Raw genomic sequence first — 20,296 nt, 5'->3', positions numbered from 1 at the left:
AAAAACGTGAAAGAAAGAACAATACAACCTGTTAATAACGGATTGAATGGCAATATTACAATCCCAGGTGATAAATCCATTTCACACCGTGCTGTTATGTTCGGTTCTATTGCAGAAGGGAAAACAACAATTAAAGGTTTCTTGCCCGGTGCAGACTGTTTAAGTACGATTTCATGTTTTAAAGAAATGGGAGTAGAAATTACGCAAAACGGTGATGAGGTTACTGTAGTTGGTAAAGGATTAGAAGGTTTACAAGAACCGAAAGCTGTATTAGATGTTGGTAATTCTGGTACAACAATCCGATTAATGTCAGGTATATTAGCTAACACACCATTTTTCTCTTGCGTACAAGGTGATGAATCTATCGCAAAAAGACCGATGAAGCGTGTAACAAACCCATTAAAACAAATGGGCGCAAACATAGACGGCCGAGAAGAAGGAACATTTACACCGTTAACAATACGTGGCGGAGATTTAAAAGCAATTGAATATATTTCTCCTGTTGCAAGTGCACAAGTAAAGTCGGCTATTTTACTTGCAGGTCTTCGTGCAGAAGGTGTAACAGCTGTTACAGAACCACATATTTCACGCGACCATACGGAAAGAATGCTCGAAGCATTTGGTGTTAAAGTAACTCGCGAAGGGAAAACAGTGAAGTTGTCAGGTGGACAAAAATTAACAGCAACAGACATTCAAGTGCCAGGTGACGTATCATCAGCAGCATTTTTCTTAGTAGCAGGTGCAATCATCCCAAATAGTAAACTAGTATTACAAAATGTAGGGATGAATCCAACCCGTACAGGTATTATTGATGTTTTAGAAAAAATGGGTGCTACGTTCACTGTAGATCTAATTAACGAAGGGGCATCAGAACCAGCTGCAAATATTACAATCGAAACATCTTCATTAAAAGGAATTGAAATTGGCGGAGATATTATCCCTAGATTAATCGATGAGATTCCTGTAATCGCATTAGCGGCAACGCAAGCAGAAGGAATTACAGTAATTAAAGATGCACATGAATTGAAAGTAAAAGAAACAAACCGTATTGATACAGTCGTTGCTGAGTTAACGAAACTAGGAGCTCGCATAGAAGCAACTGATGACGGTATGATCATTTACGGAAAATCAGCTCTAAAAGGCAATACAGTAAATAGTTATGGTGATCACCGTATCGGAATGATGCTTGCAATTGCTGGTTGCCTGGCAGAAGGAAAAACAATTATTGAAGATGCAGAAGCAGTAGGTGTATCATATCCTACATTCTTTGACGAACTTCAAAAATTAGCTAAATAAAAAGGATGGAAAGCAGATACGTGATGTATCTGCTTTTTTTGTTGAAACGTCCTTGTAGTTTCACTTACCGAATTATAATAGTGAGAATTATGATATAATTCAAACAGGGAATGGAGGAGAATTATATGAATGTCATACAATTAAAAGAAGATAAGTTCAGAGAAGCATTACGTTTATCAGAATACGCTTTTCAATATACAGTAGATGAGGAACGATTACAGCAGCAACTTACAAAAATGAAGGAAAGTCATGAAATATACGGCATTATGGAAGGGGAAGACTTAGCTACAAAACTACACCTCATCCCGTTTCATATTTACATAGGTAAAGAAAAATTTAAAATGGGTGGCGTTGCAGGAGTAGCGACGTATCCAGAGTACAGAAGAAGTGGGTATGTAAAAGAGCTACTTCAACATTCACTTCAAACAATGAAAAAAGATGGCTTTACAGTCTCTATGTTACATCCATTTGCTGTTTCATTTTACCGTAAATACGGCTGGGAACTTTGTGCGAATCTACTCAAATGTCATATGAGTAAGAGCGATTTAGTGATGAAAAAACAAGTAAATGGTACTGTGAAACGTTTTAATAAAGAAAATCATCCAGAAGAAGTCGAGAAGCTCTATGAAGCATTTGCAGAACGTTTTTCATGTATGTTAGTTCGAGAGAAGAACTGGTGGTTACAAGCGGTTTATGATGATTTAACATTAGCGATTTACTATGATGAAAATAAAAAGGCAGCAGGTTACATGTTATACAAAATAGAAAACTATAAAATGACAGTAGAAGAATTTGTACCACTGCATAATGAAGCACGAAATGGTCTGTGGAACTTTATTTGTCAGCATGATTCTATGATTAAAGAAATTGAAATGACAGTAAGTGAAAGCGAACCGTTATTATATTCATTGCAAGAGCCACGCGTGAAGACAGAAATAAAACCATATTTTATGGGAAGAATTGTAGATGTGGAGCAGTTTTTAAAACAATATGAGTTGAATTGGAACAATGTACAGCAAGAAGTGATCCTAAACATTACAGATGCATTTGCTCCGTGGAATAACATAACAGTGAGACTTGCAAATCATGAAATAACAATTGTAGAAGAAAAAACTGAAAAAGGAATTAAACTGGATATAACTGCGTTATCGGCAATAATGCTTGGATATAAACGGCCATTAGAACTAAATGAACTTGAATTCATTAGTGGAAGTGACGAGGCAATACGATCATTTGAGAATTTAGTACCAGTGCGTAAGCCGTTTATTTATGATTTCTTTTAATTTGCATGTATGAAGGCGGGCTATCCCAAGTGAAATTTGGGGATAGCCTCCTCTTATATTGTGAACTTCTTTCGGTAAGTCGATATATCCTGAGAATCGCTGATATAATTAGAGTTTCGCTGATATATCCTGAGAATCGCTGATATAATTAGAGTTTCGCTGATATATCCTGAGAATCGCTGATATAATTAGAGTTTCGCTGATATATCCTGAAAATCGCTGATATAATTTTAAATTGCGCCAATATATCTAGAAAATCGCTCATATAATTTCATTCATAAATAGGGGATAAAAAATCACAGCTATACTTTGCCACACACTTGACTTTTAGCGCATCTAATTTATAATTAAAAACGGAATGAATTTTCATTCCTGGAAATTGAGGTGGAAAAATGGCTAAAAACAAACAAGAAGATATTTTTGATGCTGCAATACAACTTTTTGCAGAACGAGGTTATGATGGTACAACAATTCCCATGATTGCTGAAAAAGCAAAAGTAGGTGCAGGTACAATTTACCGTTATTTTGAAAATAAAGAAGCGCTTGTTAATTCTTTATTTACGAAAAGTGTTTTACAACTATCGGAATTAATAAAAAATGATTTCCCGGTCGACGCAAATATTCGTGAACAGTTTAGCCATACATACAACCGTTTATTTGAATTTGCGAGACAAAATGCAGATGCTTTTCTTTTTACAAATTCTCACTGTGATAGTTATTTTCTAGATGAACATAGTAATGAAATATTCGAGGACTTCATGGGTTTCTTCATGAACTTGATTGAAGATGGAATCGAAAAAGGTTTGCTTCGTCCATTACCACCAATTGCTTTAATTATTATTGTATATCAACCAATAGAAAAATTAATTAAAGTAATGGAAACAGGGCAGTTAGAATATACAGATGAATTGGTAAAGGAATTGGAAGAAAGTTGTTGGAATGCTATTAGAATCATTTGATTCTATAGCGTTATAAGGACAGGAATGAACATTCATTCCGAAAAAAGGTATGAAAAAGAATAACAGGAGATAATAAATCTTTATAACCGAAGGAATGAATATTCATTCCGATTTACCTAGTTTAATAAAGTTAATTAATAATTTAATAGAATGATAGGAATGAACGTTCATTCCGAAAATTGTTTTCAAAAGAGTAGAAATGAATATTCATTCCACATGTGAATTTCATATTGGGAGATGATTCAAATGAGCAAGTTAAAAAGTTGGAGAAGTTTATCTTTTCTATTATGGATAGTTATTACTATTACAATGGTCGTAACGATGCCTAATATGGATCAATTAGTGAAAGAAAAAGGGAAAATTACAATCCCTAATACAAAGCAAAGCAGTATTGCTGACAAGATGATGAAAGAGATGGATAAAGAAGGGGTTGAAAAGTATGAAATTATAGCCGTTTTTAATAGTGGCAATAAGGCAGCTTTAACAGATGAACAAAAAAAGGAAATAACAAAAACAATCAACGCCCTGCAAAATGAAAAAGAGCAATTAGGAATTAAGGAAGTTGTTTCACATTTAGACAATAAAGACTTGGAGAAACAATTAGTTTCTAAAGATAATACGACTATTTTAACGCAAATATCGATAGATAAAAAACATGGTGAAATATCAAAAGTTTCAAATAATCTTCATGAAAAAGTGCAAACGAAAGGGGTAAAAACGTATTTAACAGGAAGTGACTTAATAGCGGGTGATTTTCTTAAATCCTCTCAAGAGGGAGTGAAAAAGACAGAAGTTATTTCAATCATTTTCATTCTTGTAGTATTAATCCTCGTATTCCGTTCACCAGTTGTTCCAATTGTTTCTCTTCTTACAGTTGGTATATCGTATTTAGTTTCAATGGGGATTATTGCCCAGCTTGTAGATCAATTTAATTTTCCATTCTCAAACTTTACACAAGTGTTCGTAGTCGTCGTCCTGTTTGGGGTAGGAACAGATTATAACATTTTATTATATACGAGGTTTAAAGAAGAATTAAGTAAACAAGAAAATGCATTTTTAGCTACGAAAGAAACATTCAAATCAGCAGGTAAAACTGTATTATATAGCGGAATAGCGGTGCTAATTGGTTTTGCATCACTTGCGTTAGCAAGTTTTAAATTATATCAATCTACTTCAGCGGTAGCAATTGGTGTTTTAGTATTATTACTCGTATTAACGACTTTAAATCCATTTTTTATGGTGCTTTTAGGAAAAGGAATGTTTTATCCAGTTAAAACATTTAAAGGTCATGAGGATAGTCGCTTATGGGGATTCTTTGCGAAAAACTCAGTAGCAAGGCCATTTGTCGCTTTAATCATCGTATTCGTAATATCGATTCCTTTCGTATTAAAATACTCTAATACACTTAATTACAATGATTTATTTGAAGTGGATAATAAGTATGAATCAAAGATGGGTATTAACGTAATAGAAGATCATTTTCCGCCTGGTTTCTCTTCACCGAGTACATTAGTCATTCAATCTGATAAAAAGCTGGATGAAGGAACTTCTCTACAAATTTTAGATGAATTAACTGATAAAATTTCGAAAGTTAAAGGTGTGTCAGAAGTATATGCACCAACACGTCCAACTGGTGAGAAGATAAAAGAATTATATTTAAATAAGCAAGCGGGAGAATTGAATACAGGATTAGGAGATGCCGATGGTGGCATAAAGGAAATTAATGATGGATTAACGGATGCGAAAAATAAAATGGGAAGTAATGATTCAAATAGTCTTGCGAATGTTCAAAAATTAATTGATGGAACGAACGAGGCGAAAAACGGGGTATCAGCATTAGGAACAGCTTTACATCAATTATCAAATGGCATAAACGACGGTGTACAAGGAGCACAGCAAATTGAGAGTGGTTTAGCTTCAGTAAACGAAAATATAAATGTTCTATCTAATGCAACGTCGCAGCTGCATGCTGGTTATGCACAGTTAGAAAAAGGTTTAAACTCTTACGATCAATACTTCGGAAGTATTTCTCAAGCGATTGATGGTGCGAAAAAGGGGTATGAACAAATTGAAATGTTAATGACCAATTTCGTTCAAACGAAACCGGAATTAGCGAATGATCCAAACATACAACAAACGATAGGAATTGCTAAAGAGGCTCAAAAGAAATTAAGCGTACTTTCAAATGAATTAAATCAATTAGCAACGCAGCACAAAACGGCGATGAGTTCATTTAAAGAAGCGAATCAATCGTTACTGAAAGTGGATAACGGCTTAAAAGAAATGAGCAATGGAGTTAATAAGTTACAAAAGGGAGCAGCCGATCTTAAAAATGGATTAAATGAAGGTTCTTCAGGTTCAAAACAAATTGCAAATAAATCAGTTGAGTTACAATCTGGATTAACGAAAATAAACGATGGGCAAGGACAACTTTTAACGGGCCTTAAAGACCTGCAAGAAAAGATGGGGCAATTACAATCTGGTTTATCTAAAAGTACAGAAGGGCTTGGAAAAGTAAGTAATGGCCTGCATGACGCACAGAAATATTTAGGGGAGCTCAATGAATCGAAGAGCTCTGAGAAGTTTTATATTCCAAAAGAAGTGCTAGAGGGAGAAGATTTCCAAAAAGCATTGAACACGTACATGTCACAGGATAGAAAAATTGCTAAAATGACTATCATTTTAGATGTAAATCCGTATTCAAAAGAAGCGATGCCAATTATTCAAGAAATCAATAAAACAATCGATGGCACTGTAAAGGGAACGGAATTACATGATGCGAAAACAGCAATTGGCGGAACAACAGCTAGAAACGTTGATTTAAAAGAAGTAACAGGGCAAGATTTCTTACGTACAGCTACGATTATGTTGATTGGCATTGCGATTGTATTAATCGTAATTACACGCTCATTACTAAACACAATATTTATTATTGGCTCATTACTATTGGCGTACTTTGCATCACTCGGTATAAGCGAACAAATTAGTGCACATGTATTACATGTAGAGTCATTAAGCTGGAATGTTCCATTCTTTAGCTTCATTATGATTGTCGCTTTAGGAGTGGATTATAGTATTTTCGTAATGATGCGCTATAACGAGGTAGAAGGGGATTCGGTAACGAAAATTGTAACTGCATCTCGTCATATAGGAGGAGTTGTATTATCAGCTGCGCTAATTTTAGGCGGGACATTTGCAGCATTAATTCCATCAGGTGTATTAACACTTATACAAGTTGCGTCAGTAGTTGGTGTTGCACTTCTTCTATTAGCTTTAATTGTGATGCCGATATTATTACCGGCGTTAATAGGGTTAACGAGTAAAATGAAGAGTTACAAAGAGAAAATAATAAATACGAAATAAGAAGAGACTGTAGGGAATGATTTCTCTACAGTTTTTTCGGTATATAATATTTCAGATGAAAAAATATTTCAGATGAAAATGAATCCGATATATTACAGAATGAGCAGTGAAAGGTTATATGAGAAAGAGGTCGATGATATACATACAAATAGCTAGGGGAATGGACAAAAACTATCCGATTTCATTGTAGAAAGGTAATCAACCGTTGCTATTCATCCAGCTTCTACTATATAATAGCTATAGTCTACAATAATTGAGTCGTAATATGCGATTTTTTAAGACAATCGGTGAGAAAACGCTGAAATAAGCGGTATTAGTAGGAGGACACAAATGATTACAGTAAGTAACGTTAGTTTGCGTTTCGCGGATCGCAAATTATTTGAAGATGTTAACATAAAATTCACGCCAGGTAACTGCTACGGTTTAATCGGAGCAAACGGTGCTGGTAAATCTACATTCCTAAAGATTTTATCTGGAGAAATTGAACCATCAACAGGTGACATACATATTACGCCAGGTGAGCGTCTAGCAGTATTAAAACAGAACCACTTCGAATATGAAGAGTTCCCAGTATTAGAAACAGTAATTATGGGTCACACGCAACTTTACAAAGTAATGCAAGAGAAAAATGCTATTTACATGAAAGAAGACTTTAGTGATGAAGATGGAATGCGCGCTGCTGAACTTGAAGGTGAGTTCGCTGAGCTTAACGGTTGGGAAGCTGAGTCAGAAGCTGCAATTCTTCTTAAAGGTTTAGGTATTGGTGAAGACCTTCATGATAAGAAATTGTCAGAATTAACTGGGGCAGAGAAAGTAAAAGTATTACTTGCTCAAGCTTTATTCGGTCAACCTGACATTCTATTATTAGATGAGCCTACCAACCACTTGGACTTAAAAGCGATTCAATGGTTAGAAAACTTCTTAATGAACTTTGAAAACACAGTTATCGTAGTATCCCATGACCGTCACTTCTTAAATAAAGTATGTACGCACATGGCTGACCTTGATTTCGGTAAAATTCAACTTTATGTTGGTAACTATGACTTCTGGTATGAGTCAAGCCAATTAGCTTTAAAATTAACACAAGATGCTAATAAGAAAAAAGAAGAGAAAGTAAAAGAGTTACAAAACTTCATTGCACGCTTTAGTTCAAACGCTTCTAAAGCGAAACAAGCAACTTCTCGTAAAAAATTATTAGACAAAATTACATTAGATGATATTAGACCGTCATCACGTCGTTACCCATTCGTTGGCTTCACACCTGAGCGTGAAGTAGGAAATGACTTATTAACTGTTGAAGGTCTTTCTAAAACAATTGATGGTGAAAAAGTGTTAGATAATGTGTACTTCACTTTAAATAAAGGTGATAAAGTTGCATTTATCGGCCGTAACGATATTGCGATGACAACATTATTTAAAATTCTTATGGGTGAAATGGAGCCGGATAGCGGTTCATTCAAATGGGGTGTTACAACCTCTCAATCTTACTTCCCAAGAGATAACTCTAAGTACTTTGAGAACAGTGATTACAACTTAGTTGAATGGTTACGTCAATTCTCTCCACAAGATGAGTCTGAAAGCTTCTTACGTGGTTTCTTAGGCCGTATGTTATTCTCAGGTGAAGAAGTTAAGAAGAACGTTTCTGTATTATCTGGAGGCGAAAAAGTTCGTTGTATGTTATCTAAAATGATGTTAAGTGGTGCGAACGTAATCACACTTGACGATCCAACGAACCACTTAGACCTTGAGTCAATTACAGCATTAAACAACGGTTTAATTGCATTCAAAGGTACAATCTTATTCACATCTCATGACCATCAGTTCGTGCAAACAATTGCAAACCGCATTATCGAAGTAACACCAAACGGTGTAATCGATAAAGAGGCTACTTATGATGAGTTCTTAGAAAATGAGGAACTTCAAAAACAAGTAGATGCAATGTACAAAGGTCAATAATATATAATGAAAAAACTCGCTCTTTTTAGAGCGAGTTTTTTTGTCGAGAAAATGTAACATCGCTGGTCGGTCAAATGAATAATTATTCAAATATAATATTAATGAACAGGAGAATTCTTTCATGTATGGAAGGGATGTAATGACTTTAAGATTTAAAGAGTTAGTTGAAGAAGGGAAATGTAAGTGGAGTAATATAATCAAATCGTATTATTTTGTCATGTGAAATATGTACCAAATTTGGAGATAGAATAGTTTGCGAATGAGTTTATAAAGGTATATAGTATGGGGTGTCATAATTAGTGGATGAATCTTGGGAGAAAACAGGAAATGTTACAAATTTATTTTGTTAAATAGAAACCAAGGTCAAAATGTCTAGAAAGAAATAGTTGAATAAATACTAGCTTCAAATTATAATTACTAATATTCTTCATATAGTTAAATAAAGATAATCTATTTGAAGAAGAAAATTTGAATAGAGAGACAGACTTATAAAAAAATAAGCCTTGGATGATCAAAAGAGGTGGAGAAATGAAACAGTTCTTATTAAAGAGCAAAAGTGTGTTAAGCAATCATTTTGGATTCTTTCTGTTTGCCGTTATTTTATTGTGGCTCAAAACATATGCAGCTTATGTAACAGAATTCAATTTAGGAATTTCAAACACAATCCAAAAATTCTTGCTGTTTTTTAACCCGCTTAGTTCAGCAGTTCTATTTTTAGGACTAGCATTATTTGCAAAAGGGAAACGATCTTATATTTGGTTAATTATCATTAATTTGTTATTGTCGATTCTTTTATACGCAAACGTAGTATACTATCGCTTTTTCAGTGACTTTATTACGTTCCCGACATTAACACAAACGAATAACTTTGGAGATTTAGGTGGTAGTATTCTTGCATTGCTACATCTTTATGATCCATTATACTTCTTAGACACGATTATATTAATTGTGTTAGTCGCAACAAAATTTGCAAATCCAAAACCAATTCGTGTTGCGAAGCATAAATTATCTCTAGTATTTGTAGCAGGTATTTTATTATTCAGTGTTAACTTAGGTCTTGCAGAGTCTGACCGTCCTGAATTATTAACAAGAACGTTTGACCGTAATTATATTGTGAAATATTTAGGTGCATACAACTACACAATTTATGATGGAATTCAAAGTGCGAAAGCATCGACAGAACGAGCATTAGCTGATGGTGATAATATGACAGAAGTACGAAATTATTTAACATCAACTTATGCAAGTCCAAATCCTGAGTATTTCGGTAAAGGAAAGGGAATGAACGTAATTTACATTCATTTAGAGTCATTCCAAAACTTCTTAATTGATTACAAATTAAATGGTCAAGAAGTTACACCGTTCTTAAACTCATTTACAAAAGATGCGAATACACTTTATTTTGATAACTTCTTCCATCAAACAGGACAAGGGAAAACATCTGATGCGGAGTTTATGTTAGAGAATTCAATGTTTGGTTTACCGCAAGGTTCTGTCTTTACAACGAAATCTCATAATACGTATCAATCAGCACCAGCTATTTTAGGACAACAAGGATACACATCAGCAGTATTCCACGGTAACTACAAAACATTCTGGAACCGTGATGATATTTATAAATCATTTGGTTTTAATAAATTCTTTGATGCGTCATACTACGATATGAATGAAAAAGACGTAGTAAACTACGGGTTAAAAGATAAACCGTTCTTTAATGAATCTATTCCGTTATTACAAACGTTGAAACAACCGTTCTATACGAAGTTTATTACGTTATCGAACCATTTCCCTTATCCAATCGATAAGGCAGAAGCAACGATTGAACCAGCAACAACAGGTGATTCATCAGTAGATACGTACTTCCAAACAGCACGCTATTTAGACGAATCTGTAAAAGGCTTCATCGATTACTTGAAACAATCTGGTTTATATGATAACTCAATTATTGTTATGTACGGAGACCATTACGGCATTTCAGATAATCATAACGCAGCAATGTCAAAAGTAATGGGTAAAGAAATGAACTCATTTGAAAATGCACAGTTACAACGTGTACCATTAATCGTTCGTGTACCAGGAGTGAAAGGTGGCGTACAACATCAATATGGTGGTGAAATTGACGTTCTTCCAACGCTATTACACTTACTAGGTACAGATACAAAGAATTATGTTCAATTCGGTTCTGATTTATTATCACCAGATCATAAACAAGTCGTTGCGTTCCGTAACGGTAACTACGTAAGCCCAACAGTTACTGCACTAAACGGCAAATACTATGATACAACTACTGGAAAACCTGTAGAATTTACAGATGAAATAAAGAAAAATGAACAAATGGTTCAAAACTCACTAAAATACTCTGACCAAGTCGTAAATGGTGACTTATTACGATTCTACACACCGGAAGGATTCACTCCAGTAGATCGTTCGAAGTATAACTATAACAACCGTGATAAAAACAAAACAAAGGTAAAAACGACTCCGGAAGGGGAAGCTAAATAATAAAAGGCGCTATTCATATGAATAGCGCCTTTTATTTGTAAATATACCATCATTATGAGACAGAACCAGCTGTTGCTTTTTGTTTTGCCTTTCCGAAGAAAACTACACCGACGATGATAATAATGATAAATGCCCATTTAACGAAAGGGTTACTTTCGAAAAATCCAGCGAACCACTTCTCATCTACAATCATTTTCGCGGCAGTATAAGCTAAAACGGCTGCTCCGATCGTAATGATGACAGGAAAACGATCCACCCATTTTAAAATTAATGTACTGCCCCATACGACTACTGGAATAGACACTAATAGTCCGATGATTACTAAAGAAAAGTTACCATGGGCAGCTCCTGCAACAGCGAGTACATTATCAATGCCCATTAACGCATCAGCAATAATAATGGTTTTAATAGCAGACCAAAATCCTTCTTCGGCTTTAATATCATGATTTTTGCCCTCAGCGATCAGCTTGTAAGCGATCCAAATAAGAAGTACACCACCAATTAGGAGTAATCCAGGTATTTTTAATAACCAAACGACAACTAAGGTAGCGAGGGCCCTAATAGCGATTGCTCCAATGGTTCCCCAAATGATAACTTTCTTTTGTTGGTCTTTCGGTAATCTTCTTGCTGCTAATCCAATTACAATGGCGTTATCTCCGGCTAACACTAAATCGATTACAATAATGGCAAGCAAGGCAGACAAATATTCAGATGAAAGAAAATCCATATACATATCACTCCTTAAGAGTAATATGTGCTAAAGTGTTGATAATATAAAAAAAAGGATTGAAATTGTATATTCAATCCTTTTTTGACTGTATTCTGATATGTATGTTTTTATTTTGAATAAGTCGCTTTTGTAGTTTTTTACTTATCGCGTTTCTTTCTTAAATTGATTCCAAGCTTCTTCAGTTTGCACTATAAATACGATTATATAACATCCACTTATTTAAACTAGGTTAAAGATAGCATGTGATATTTCAAAGTTAAATTTATTTGATAAAAGGAAAGGGACGTATACTATTGATATGGTGCAAGCGTGTATAGGTTTTCTCTATAAGGAAATTCTAAAAACGATAAAAAAGACTTGATAACCTACTAGAGGGAATCAAGTCTTTTCATTACATACGATTATCATGCCAGAAGTTTAATGGGAAGTGTTCGTTCTCATTATACGCTTCTAATTCATATCCTTTTTCTTTCAGTCCTTTAATAATTCCAGGTACTGCTTTTACTGATTGTGGATGAATATCATGCATAAGGATAACTTCTGTTGGATTTGTAGAATGAGCTAGAACGTTTTCTACAATTTTAGCAGATGCAGCATCAACTTGCATTTTGTTATATTTCCAGTCTAAAGAATCAATTGTCCAATCCCAAACTTTTAAGCCATTTTCTACAACTTTGTTGCGAAGAGCTTCGTTTAATCCTGGCATAGAGCCGTAAGATGGACGAGTTAATACTGGTGATTTACCTAAAACACCAGCGATTAAGCCTTGGTCTTCCTTCATTTCATCTACGTAATGACCTTCAGTGTAAAGTTTCTTGTAGTTATGAGTCATACTGTGCATCCCAACGTAGTGGCCTTCAGCATCTTCGCGTTTTACAAGATCAGGGAAAGCTTTTACGTTTGAACCAATTAGGAAGAATGTTGCTTTTGCATTTTCTTTCTTTAACATATCTAAAAGCTCAGCTGTGTATTTTCCAGGACCGTCATCAAATGTTAAATAAGCGACTTTTCTAACTTGCCCGTTATAATGTTTTGGAGCTTCTTTCGGAGCAAGAGATGTTTGAATCTCACTTACAAGTTGAACAGATTTTGCTTCATCCTCTGTACTAGCTAGAGCAGTATGTACTGATCCAAAAGCCACTTCGTATGTGAATAATACCCCCGCACAAACTAACATAGCCCTTTTTACTAAAGTTGTCATTCGAATTCCATTGTGCATAATTTTCCTTCTCTCTATAAAAGTTCTACTCTACTATATTAGCAATTATAGGTAGGGAAATGCAAAAAAACTTTTTTACAAGTGTAAAAAAGTTTACTCAAAAGTATGCAAGATTTTATATCAATTGCAGTTTTGAAAAATAGAATGAATTTAAACTTTATTATTTAAACTTTCAATCACCAAATCATACTTTCGTATCACTTCGTTTTCGTTCCAATTATTGATTCGAATATTTTTGATTTTTATTAAAATATTGATAAAGAAACAATTACATGAAAAAAGGAGCGGGAATATGAATAATTATATTTGCACTACATGTGGAGTACAGTATCCCGAAAATGAATAAGCACCTTCTCGCTGTAAAATTTGTAATGAGGAAAGGCCATATGTTAATCAAATTGGGCAGTCATGGATAACATTAGAAACAATGCAAAATAGCAAATTATACTAAAGTCCTATTGTTTATTAACTAATAGGTCTTTCAACTTAGGAAGCTCACACTAATGAGGGATGTTAAAGGGAATATATGTAACTTATACTAATTACTATAAAGCTTTGAAAAATGAAAAGGAGGAGATTTGCATGAAGAATTGGGTTCGATTTAGAATTGCAAGACCAACAGATAAATTTGAAGAAGTGATCAGTTTTTATGAAACAGGATTAGGACTAAAACGTATAGGGGAATTTCAAAATCACGAAGGATATGACGGGGTTATGTTTGGATTACCAGATGAAGAGTATCATTTGGAGTTTACTACACATGTTAATGGAAGTCCATGTCCGGCACCGACAAAAGATAATTTACTAGTTTTTTATATGCCTAATAAAGATGAAATTGAAAAGATAGTGAATCGATTAAGTAATATGGGCTATCATGAGGTGGAACCAGAAAACCCGTATTGGATAGAAAAGGGAACCACAATAGAGGATCCCGATGGTTGGAGAATTGTGCTTATGAATGCATCTGAATAAGGAAACTATTTTCATATGAAATAGAGTGTAACAAAATGATTTAGACATAAATCCCTACAGCGTTTGTAGGGATTTTTATATAAGAAGATTTAGTTAAGAGAGTTATTAAAATGTAGAAAGTATTTTGGTTAAGAATAAATGTAGTAAACATAATTTATGAAGGAGGTATAAAAGTATGATAGTAAACCATTTTAAAGAGTTTTCTAAACATGTTGGAAATACACATCTCATTAAAAGTTCTTTCGTAGTTTATATTTTATTCTACGGAAAATTGTTACCATCAAAAAACTGTACATGTTAAACATACAGTTTTTTGATGGTGTAGCTGTGCGATGTTTAGAAATTTCACATACCGTACTTTCAAAATAAATATAGGAAAACCAAAAAGTAATGTAGAATATATCGTACATACATATATACAGTCAACATAAAAGATAAAGAGGTGGGTATATGCTACTTGAGGAAGTAATGCAGCAACTAGAGGAATATGGAACAGAACAAAATCGAAAAACGTATAAAAACCACGGAGCGAAAGAGCCGTTATTTGGAGTTAGTTTTGCGAATTTAAAATTGTTAAAAAAGAAGATAAAAAAAGATCACGATTTAGCAGTTGGATTGTGGGAAACGAACAATATGGACGCAATGACATTAGCAACTTATATTTTAGATCCGAAAAAAATAGCGACAGAACAGCTTAATAGTTGGATTCAGAATGTTGATTATTACTGTTTAATGGATGTTCTTATGAAATCTATATGTACTTCGCCAATTGCAATAGAAAGAATGGAAGAGTGGACAAAGTCTAATGATGAATGGATTGGAAGAGCTGGCTGGTCTTTATTAGCAAATATAGCGATTAAAAATAAAACGTTACATGATGATTTCTTCTCTCCGTACTTAGAAGAGATTAAAGAAAATATACATAATGAAAAAAATAGAAAAAAAGAAGCGATGAATAGTGCTTTAATCGCAATAGGAATTCGTAATGAAGACTTAGAGCGACAAGCGATTGAAATTGCACGTGAAATTGGAAAAGTAGAGGTTGATCACGGTGCAACATCATGTAAAACACCAGATGCAGAAAGCTATATAAAAAAAGCGAGAGAAAGAGCTGAAAAAAAGAAAGTGAAATAAGAAAAGAGGATCGGTTATGAAAGCAATTGACGCAGCACAAAACATAATTACATCACAATTTCCGAATTGTGATGTAGCTTTACTCGGCGGAAGCGTTGCACGGGGAGAAGCGACAAAAACATCTGACCTTGATATTGTAATAGTTGACCAAAGTTTAACTTCTTGCTATAGGGAATCTTTCTATAGTAATGGATGGCCTGTTGAGGTGTTTGTTCATAATTTTGGAACATGAACATATAAAACCTTTTTCAAAATGGATTGTGATCGAGGGAGACCGTCGTTACCACAATTAGTTTCGGAAGGGATTGCATTAAAAGGGGAAAAGGAAATTGTTGAGAAATTAAAAAAAGAAGCGAATGATTTACTACATAAAGGACCAGCTAAATGGACCGAAGAAACGATTAAGCAGAAGCGATATTTTATTACGGATACTTTAGATGACTTTATTGGTGCAACAAAAAGAGAAGAAGAATTGTTTATCGCTAATTTATTAGCGGATTTAGTACATGAATATGTATTAAGAGTAAATGGTAAGTGGCTTGGGAGTTCAAAATGGTTTATTAGAGTGCTAAGAAGATATGATGAGCAATATGCAAACAAATTTGTAGCCGCTTTTGATCATTTTTATAAAACGGGAGAGAAAAATGAATTAATTCATTTTATAGAAAAGACGTTAGAACAGTATGGTGGAAGAGTGTTCGAAGGATTTTCTATTGGTAAATAAAAAGGGGCGAGAAAAATGAATGTACCATATGTTCAATTAAGAGAATTGACACTAGATGATGTAGAAGATCGCTATCAATGGTCATTAGATAGAGATGTAACAAACCATTTAGTTGTACCAGATCAATATCCTCCGTTCACTCGTGGAGATACGAGAAACTGGATTGAAGCTTGTATAAGCCGAAAAAATGGTTATGAACAAAGGGCAATCGTTACTGAGGCAGGTATACATATTGGATGGGTAGACCTTAAAAATTTTGATAAAACAAATAAAAATGCTGAACTAGGAATTGCGATTGGAAATAAAGACTATTGGGGTAAAGGATTTGGAATGGCAGCTCTAAACAGCATGTTACAAATAGGTTTTTCTCAGTTTGAATTGGAGAAAATTTGGTTACGTGTAGATGAAGATAATACAAAAGCTAAAAAGAGTTATGAAAATGCCGGATTTGTATGCGAAGGGTTAATGAGAAATGATCGATTAAGACAGGGGAAGTTCATTCATCGCAATCGTTACAGTATATTAAAAGAAGAGTATGAATCAAAAAAAGTAGCCTATAAAAATATTATGTAAATTAAAAAGGGGAAGATAAAATGATTCGATTACTTACAAAAGCGGATGCAAAACAATATTGGGAGTTACGTTTACAAGCATTACAAGTAAATCCAGAAGCATTTATAACGACTTATGAAGAAGCAGTACGTCAAGAAAATCCTCTTGAACGAGTTGCTAGTAATCTTTCATCCAATAGTAGTTTTACATTTGGTGCTTTTAATAATGAAAATCGTTTAGTTGGGGTTGTTACTTTATTAACAGAAGAAAAAGACGCATATAAGCATAAAGGACATATCGTTGCAATGTATGTAGATACTGAAAATCGAAGAAGTGGTCTTGCACGTGATTTAATACGTAAAGCAATTGAAAGCGCAAAAGAGATGAAGCTAGAGCAATTGAATTTAGGGGTTGTGTCAACGAACGAACCAGCCAAACGATTATATGAATCAATGGGATTTAAAACATACGGAATTGAAAAAAGGGCTATAAAAATGAATGGTGTGTATAGTGATGATGAACATATGGTGTTGTTCTTTTAAGAGAGGAAGTTTTGTATGAAAGATCTCTATTTAGAAAGAAATATGGACCCTCAAGTAGCGATTTTGTATGCGACGGTTGCTGATACGTTTAATAGATTGCAAAGGTTAGTCGAAGGTACTGAAGAGAACGAACTATCCTATAAAGGGTCTGAAAATAATGAAAATAGTATTGGGCAGTTACTTCAGCATTTAGCAGTTGTTGATTTACATTGGGTGTATCGTTTCAAGGGAGAAGATGTTCCGCCAGCATTTGAAAATAAATATGGTCCTATGTTAAATGAAGTAGGAGAATTACCAAGTTTAAGAAAAAACACATTGCAAGAGTTAATGCAAGATTATGAAGCAGTGCAAAAATTGTTTTATGAAGAATGTATGAAACTAACAGAAACTGATTTAACGCGGGAAGTTTTGTATGAAAAAGGGGAAACTGCGACAATAAGATGGGGAATATGGCATATAGCAGATCATAATCGGTATCATCAAGCCCATATAAGTCGATTGAAGAAATTATACAGAGAATATAAACTACAGATTCTTTAATTTTTGAATGAACGAACGCCCCTAAATAATAATTAAAGGAGGCGTTTGTTTTTATTCGTTCGCTTTTCTTCCCAAGCTATCATTAAATTTTTATGATAATCTTTTGGTTTCTCAATAGAAAACCAGTAAATTGAATGTGCAATAGTTGGTAGCCATCTTTTATAGCGGATGCGTATATTTTCATGGTGAGTATAGTGGGGCGAGATTAAAGTAGATTTTGACCCTTGAAAATTTTGATATGTAATGGCCTCGATTTCATACCAATGCACTTTATTCCCATGTAAATCTACTACAATTCCTTCATCATCCCAAAGTGAAATGTAAGTTTGAATGTAGATTTTTCATCGCGTATACTAAAATATATGTCATAGAGATAAAAAATTAAATACAAGGGGTTTTACAATGAAAGCAATTGTTATAGGGATATTGGCATCCTTTTTCTTTGCCTTTACTTTTGTTTTAAACAGGGCAATGGACTTAGAAGGTGGAAGCTGGATTTGGAGTGCATCATTACGGTATTATTTTATGGTTCCAATGCTATTACTTATTGTTATGTATAGAGGGAACTTAAAGCAACTCTTTCAATATATGAAAAACAATCCGAAAGAATGGTTAGTGTGGAGTATCGTTGGATTTGGTCTCTTTTATGCACCACTTAGTTTTGCTGGAGCGTTCGGACCAGGTTGGCTTGTTGCATCAACATGGCAAATTACAATCGTTGCAGGGATTTTATTAACACCATTTTTTGCGGTGGATCCACTACATAAAAAACTTCCGATGAAGGAATTAGTTATGTCGGGCATTATTTTATTCGGTGTTGTTCTTATGCAAGTAGAACATGCTTCTTCATTAGGTATTCGTGAAACCGTTTTATGTGTAGTTCCTGTACTTATTGCAGCATTTGCGTATCCTCTTGGAAATAGAAAAATGATGCAAGTTTGTAAAGGGGAATTAGATGTATTTCAGCGAGTACTCGGTATGACTTTATCAAGCTTACCATTTTGGTTTTTATTATCTGGTTACCAAGTATCAACTGGCGGATTACCGTCAAGTAGCCAAGTTCTTCAATGTTTTATTGTAGCAGTTAGCTCTGGGTTAATCGCGACAGTATTATTTTTCTTTGCAACAGATCTTGTGAAAGATGATCTGCAAAAATTAGCAACAGTGGAAGCGACGCAGTCTGGTGAAGTTTTATTTGCGCTAGTAGGAGAGCTGATCTGGTTATCTGCACCAATTCCGTCATCATTATCTTGGATTGGTATGAGTCTCGTTATTATTGGAATGATACTTCATAGTTATGTGGCTGTCGTTGTAAAAAAAGAAGAAAAAATAACGGCGTAATGAGATTAGCTCTTTTTATTAAGAGCTAGTTTTTTTCATAGAAAGGGATGAAAGTATGAATATACATCGCGTTGAACAAATTGAAAAAGATTCAATATTAAATGTGCTACAATATGCCGTCGGTCCAAATGATATAAGCTTAAAGAAGGCAGTAATATTTTATCAAAGTAATAAAGGGACTTTGTACAAATATGAAGAAAAAGCTTGTCTAGGTATTGAAATAATCGGAGAAACTAAAGCACGAATATGTCATATAGCAGTGGCTCCAGATTATCGTCAAAAAGGAATTGCACTACAAATGATTAAAGAGATTGTAAGAGTATACCAATTGACTTATATAGAAGCGGAGACAGACGATGGGGCGGTAGAATTTTATAAAAGAATTGGTTTTCAAGTTAAAAGTTTAGGAGAAAAATATCCAGGGATAGAAAGATTTCATTGTTACATGGAAAAATAGCATGAAAATATATAATTGTACATATTGAATATAGTTTGAAAAAAATAATAATTTCATTATATAATATAGGTATCTGGAAAAATATAGATAAAAGAAGATAGGTGTATAACACGTGAGAATGGAGAAAAGTAAGTTTATAAAAATAGCTACTTCAATAGGGGTGTCATCTTTTTTATTAACAGGTTGTGGTGATTATGAAGAAGAAACTGCTCAGCAAGAAAGTACAGCTGTTAAAACAGATGGTGCAAAACAAAGAAATGAACAAGAAACATTAAATTGTGATGATAAAGCCCCAACCAATGAAAATGTAGAGATAGATGCGTTATGCAAGGAAAATAATCCGTCATTTTCATCTTATCATGAAAACTCTCATTTACCGATACTTCCATTTGTAGCAGGATATTTATTAGCGAGTAGAACTTCAAATATGAATTATACAGCAAAACCAAATTTAATGAAGAAACCGTATGCAAATAATGTTATTCCATATCGTGAAAAAGATGAGCGTAGAACAGGTGGCGGTAGTAGCGGTGGTTATTCTGGTGGTTCTAACGGTAATAATAATATTTCCAATAAAGTAGATTTAAATAAACAGCAGCCAAATCCATCCAATAAAGTAACACCAGATACAAATACGCCAAAATCATCTACTACGCAAACACCGAAAGTAAACTCTGGTTCAAGTGGAATTGGAAACGCAAAAGCGCCAGTAGGATCCTAAAACGA

Annotated in this window: 16 protein-coding genes and 1 pseudogene; 15 read left to right on the top strand and 2 right to left on the bottom strand. The window is 34.1% G+C overall.

The window, feature by feature from the left end; genetic code table 11:
• Window positions 1-6: 6 nt before the first annotated feature.
• The 6 genes from aroA (at window position 7) to MHB52_RS14970 (ending at window position 11,359) form a co-directional block, all read left to right on the top strand.
• Window positions 7-1,296 carry a 3-phosphoshikimate 1-carboxyvinyltransferase gene (gene aroA / locus MHB52_RS14995; RefSeq protein ID WP_000664630.1) on the top strand — a complete coding sequence of 430 codons (1,290 nt, stop codon included), beginning with the start codon at window positions 7-9 and terminating at the stop codon, window positions 1,294-1,296.
• Window positions 1,297-1,421: 125 nt separating this feature from the next.
• Window positions 1,422-2,579: a GNAT family N-acetyltransferase gene (locus tag MHB52_RS14990; RefSeq protein ID WP_016118103.1), complete on the top strand. Its 1,158-nt coding sequence runs from the start codon at window positions 1,422-1,424 to the stop codon at window positions 2,577-2,579.
• A gap of 392 nt (window positions 2,580-2,971) precedes the next feature.
• Window positions 2,972-3,538 (top strand): TetR/AcrR family transcriptional regulator, encoded by a 567-nt coding sequence (locus MHB52_RS14985; protein ID WP_001107290.1) that lies wholly within the window; start codon window positions 2,972-2,974, stop codon window positions 3,536-3,538.
• Window positions 3,539-3,784: 246 nt separating this feature from the next.
• Window positions 3,785-6,901: an MMPL family transporter gene (locus MHB52_RS14980; protein WP_016118102.1), complete on the top strand. Its 3,117-nt coding sequence runs from the start codon at window positions 3,785-3,787 to the stop codon at window positions 6,899-6,901.
• 330 nt (window positions 6,902-7,231) lie between these two features.
• A complete protein-coding gene (locus tag MHB52_RS14975; RefSeq protein WP_000633864.1) occupies window positions 7,232-8,857 on the top strand; it encodes an ABC-F family ATP-binding cassette domain-containing protein in 1,626 nt (541 codons plus the stop codon).
• Window positions 8,858-9,385: 528 nt separating this feature from the next.
• Window positions 9,386-11,359, top strand: coding sequence for an LTA synthase family protein (locus MHB52_RS14970; RefSeq protein ID WP_000808770.1), 1,974 nt, complete (start codon window positions 9,386-9,388; stop codon window positions 11,357-11,359).
• Between the two features lie 52 nt (window positions 11,360-11,411).
• On the opposite strand, the gene MHB52_RS14965 is transcribed toward MHB52_RS14970, so the two are convergent.
• Together MHB52_RS14965 and MHB52_RS14960 are read right to left on the bottom strand one after the other, a co-directional pair.
• Complete coding sequence (locus MHB52_RS14965) at window positions 11,412-12,086, bottom strand: TerC family protein (RefSeq protein ID WP_000346955.1); 675 nt, start codon at window positions 12,084-12,086, stop codon at window positions 11,412-11,414.
• A 394-nt stretch (window positions 12,087-12,480) separates the two neighbouring features.
• A complete protein-coding gene (locus MHB52_RS14960; RefSeq protein WP_000551451.1) occupies window positions 12,481-13,308 on the bottom strand; it encodes a peptidoglycan-N-acetylglucosamine deacetylase in 828 nt (275 codons plus the stop codon).
• A gap of 582 nt (window positions 13,309-13,890) precedes the next feature.
• On the opposite strand from MHB52_RS14960, the gene MHB52_RS14955 reads away from it, so the two are divergent.
• From MHB52_RS14955 to MHB52_RS14915, 9 genes and pseudogenes are all read left to right on the top strand, one after another.
• Window positions 13,891-14,280, top strand: coding sequence for a VOC family protein (locus MHB52_RS14955; protein WP_000800682.1), 390 nt, complete (start codon window positions 13,891-13,893; stop codon window positions 14,278-14,280).
• Window positions 14,281-14,730: 450 nt separating this feature from the next.
• Window positions 14,731-15,414, top strand: a complete 684-nt coding sequence (locus tag MHB52_RS14950) for a DNA alkylation repair protein (protein ID WP_061663248.1) — start codon at window positions 14,731-14,733, stop codon at window positions 15,412-15,414.
• A gap of 16 nt (window positions 15,415-15,430) precedes the next feature.
• Window positions 15,431-16,138, top strand: a pseudogene (locus tag MHB52_RS14945) (nucleotidyltransferase domain-containing protein).
• A gap of 15 nt (window positions 16,139-16,153) precedes the next feature.
• Window positions 16,154-16,711: a GNAT family N-acetyltransferase gene (locus MHB52_RS14940; RefSeq protein WP_061663249.1), complete on the top strand. Its 558-nt coding sequence runs from the start codon at window positions 16,154-16,156 to the stop codon at window positions 16,709-16,711.
• 20 nt (window positions 16,712-16,731) lie between these two features.
• The gene (locus MHB52_RS14935) at window positions 16,732-17,232 is read left to right on the top strand and encodes a GNAT family N-acetyltransferase (RefSeq protein ID WP_000620318.1); all 501 of its coding nucleotides are present in this window, start codon (window positions 16,732-16,734) and stop codon (window positions 17,230-17,232) included.
• Between the two features lie 15 nt (window positions 17,233-17,247).
• Window positions 17,248-17,772, top strand: a complete 525-nt coding sequence (locus tag MHB52_RS14930; RefSeq protein ID WP_044797270.1) for a DinB family protein — start codon at window positions 17,248-17,250, stop codon at window positions 17,770-17,772.
• Between the two features lie 402 nt (window positions 17,773-18,174).
• Window positions 18,175-19,113 (top strand): DMT family transporter, encoded by a 939-nt coding sequence (locus tag MHB52_RS14925; protein WP_000644597.1) that lies wholly within the window; start codon window positions 18,175-18,177, stop codon window positions 19,111-19,113.
• Window positions 19,114-19,168: 55 nt separating this feature from the next.
• A complete protein-coding gene (locus MHB52_RS14920) occupies window positions 19,169-19,570 on the top strand; it encodes a GNAT family N-acetyltransferase (RefSeq protein ID WP_001020844.1) in 402 nt (133 codons plus the stop codon).
• Between the two features lie 112 nt (window positions 19,571-19,682).
• Window positions 19,683-20,291 carry a hypothetical protein gene (locus tag MHB52_RS14915; RefSeq protein ID WP_001242221.1) on the top strand — a complete coding sequence of 203 codons (609 nt, stop codon included), beginning with the start codon at window positions 19,683-19,685 and terminating at the stop codon, window positions 20,289-20,291.
• Window positions 20,292-20,296: the final 5 nt, after the last annotated feature.

It is taken from the genome of Bacillus sp. FSL K6-0073 (assembly GCF_038006085.1).
Lineage (GTDB): Bacteria > Bacillota > Bacilli > Bacillales > Bacillaceae_G > Bacillus_A > Bacillus_A cereus.
The sequence above is the reverse complement of the archived record's forward strand: the minus strand, read 5'-3'. Positions and strand labels throughout refer to the sequence as shown.

Bases quoted from the DNA above. Each gene is read 5' to 3' on its own strand.
- MHB52_RS14960 (WP_000551451.1), bottom strand. From the start codon at position 13,308: ATGCACAATGGAATTCGAATGACAACTTTAGTAAAAAGGGCTATGTTA.
- MHB52_RS14955 (WP_000800682.1), top strand. From the start codon at position 13,891: ATGAAGAATTGGGTTCGATTTAGAATTGCAAGACCAACAGATAAATTT.
- MHB52_RS14940 (WP_061663249.1), top strand. From the start codon at position 16,154: ATGAATGTACCATATGTTCAATTAAGAGAATTGACACTAGATGATGTA.
- MHB52_RS14930 (WP_044797270.1), top strand. From the start codon at position 17,248: ATGAAAGATCTCTATTTAGAAAGAAATATGGACCCTCAAGTAGCGATT.
- MHB52_RS14990 (WP_016118103.1), top strand. From the start codon at position 1,422: ATGAATGTCATACAATTAAAAGAAGATAAGTTCAGAGAAGCATTACGT.
- MHB52_RS14970 (WP_000808770.1), top strand. From the start codon at position 9,386: ATGAAACAGTTCTTATTAAAGAGCAAAAGTGTGTTAAGCAATCATTTT.
- MHB52_RS14980 (WP_016118102.1), top strand. From the start codon at position 3,785: ATGAGCAAGTTAAAAAGTTGGAGAAGTTTATCTTTTCTATTATGGATA.
- MHB52_RS14935 (WP_000620318.1), top strand. From the start codon at position 16,732: ATGATTCGATTACTTACAAAAGCGGATGCAAAACAATATTGGGAGTTA.
- MHB52_RS14950 (WP_061663248.1), top strand. From the start codon at position 14,731: ATGCTACTTGAGGAAGTAATGCAGCAACTAGAGGAATATGGAACAGAA.
- MHB52_RS14965 (WP_000346955.1), bottom strand. From the start codon at position 12,086: ATGGATTTTCTTTCATCTGAATATTTGTCTGCCTTGCTTGCCATTATT.
- MHB52_RS14925 (WP_000644597.1), top strand. From the start codon at position 18,175: ATGAAAGCAATTGTTATAGGGATATTGGCATCCTTTTTCTTTGCCTTT.
- MHB52_RS14920 (WP_001020844.1), top strand. From the start codon at position 19,169: ATGAATATACATCGCGTTGAACAAATTGAAAAAGATTCAATATTAAAT.
- MHB52_RS14975 (WP_000633864.1), top strand. From the start codon at position 7,232: ATGATTACAGTAAGTAACGTTAGTTTGCGTTTCGCGGATCGCAAATTA.
- MHB52_RS14985 (WP_001107290.1), top strand. From the start codon at position 2,972: ATGGCTAAAAACAAACAAGAAGATATTTTTGATGCTGCAATACAACTT.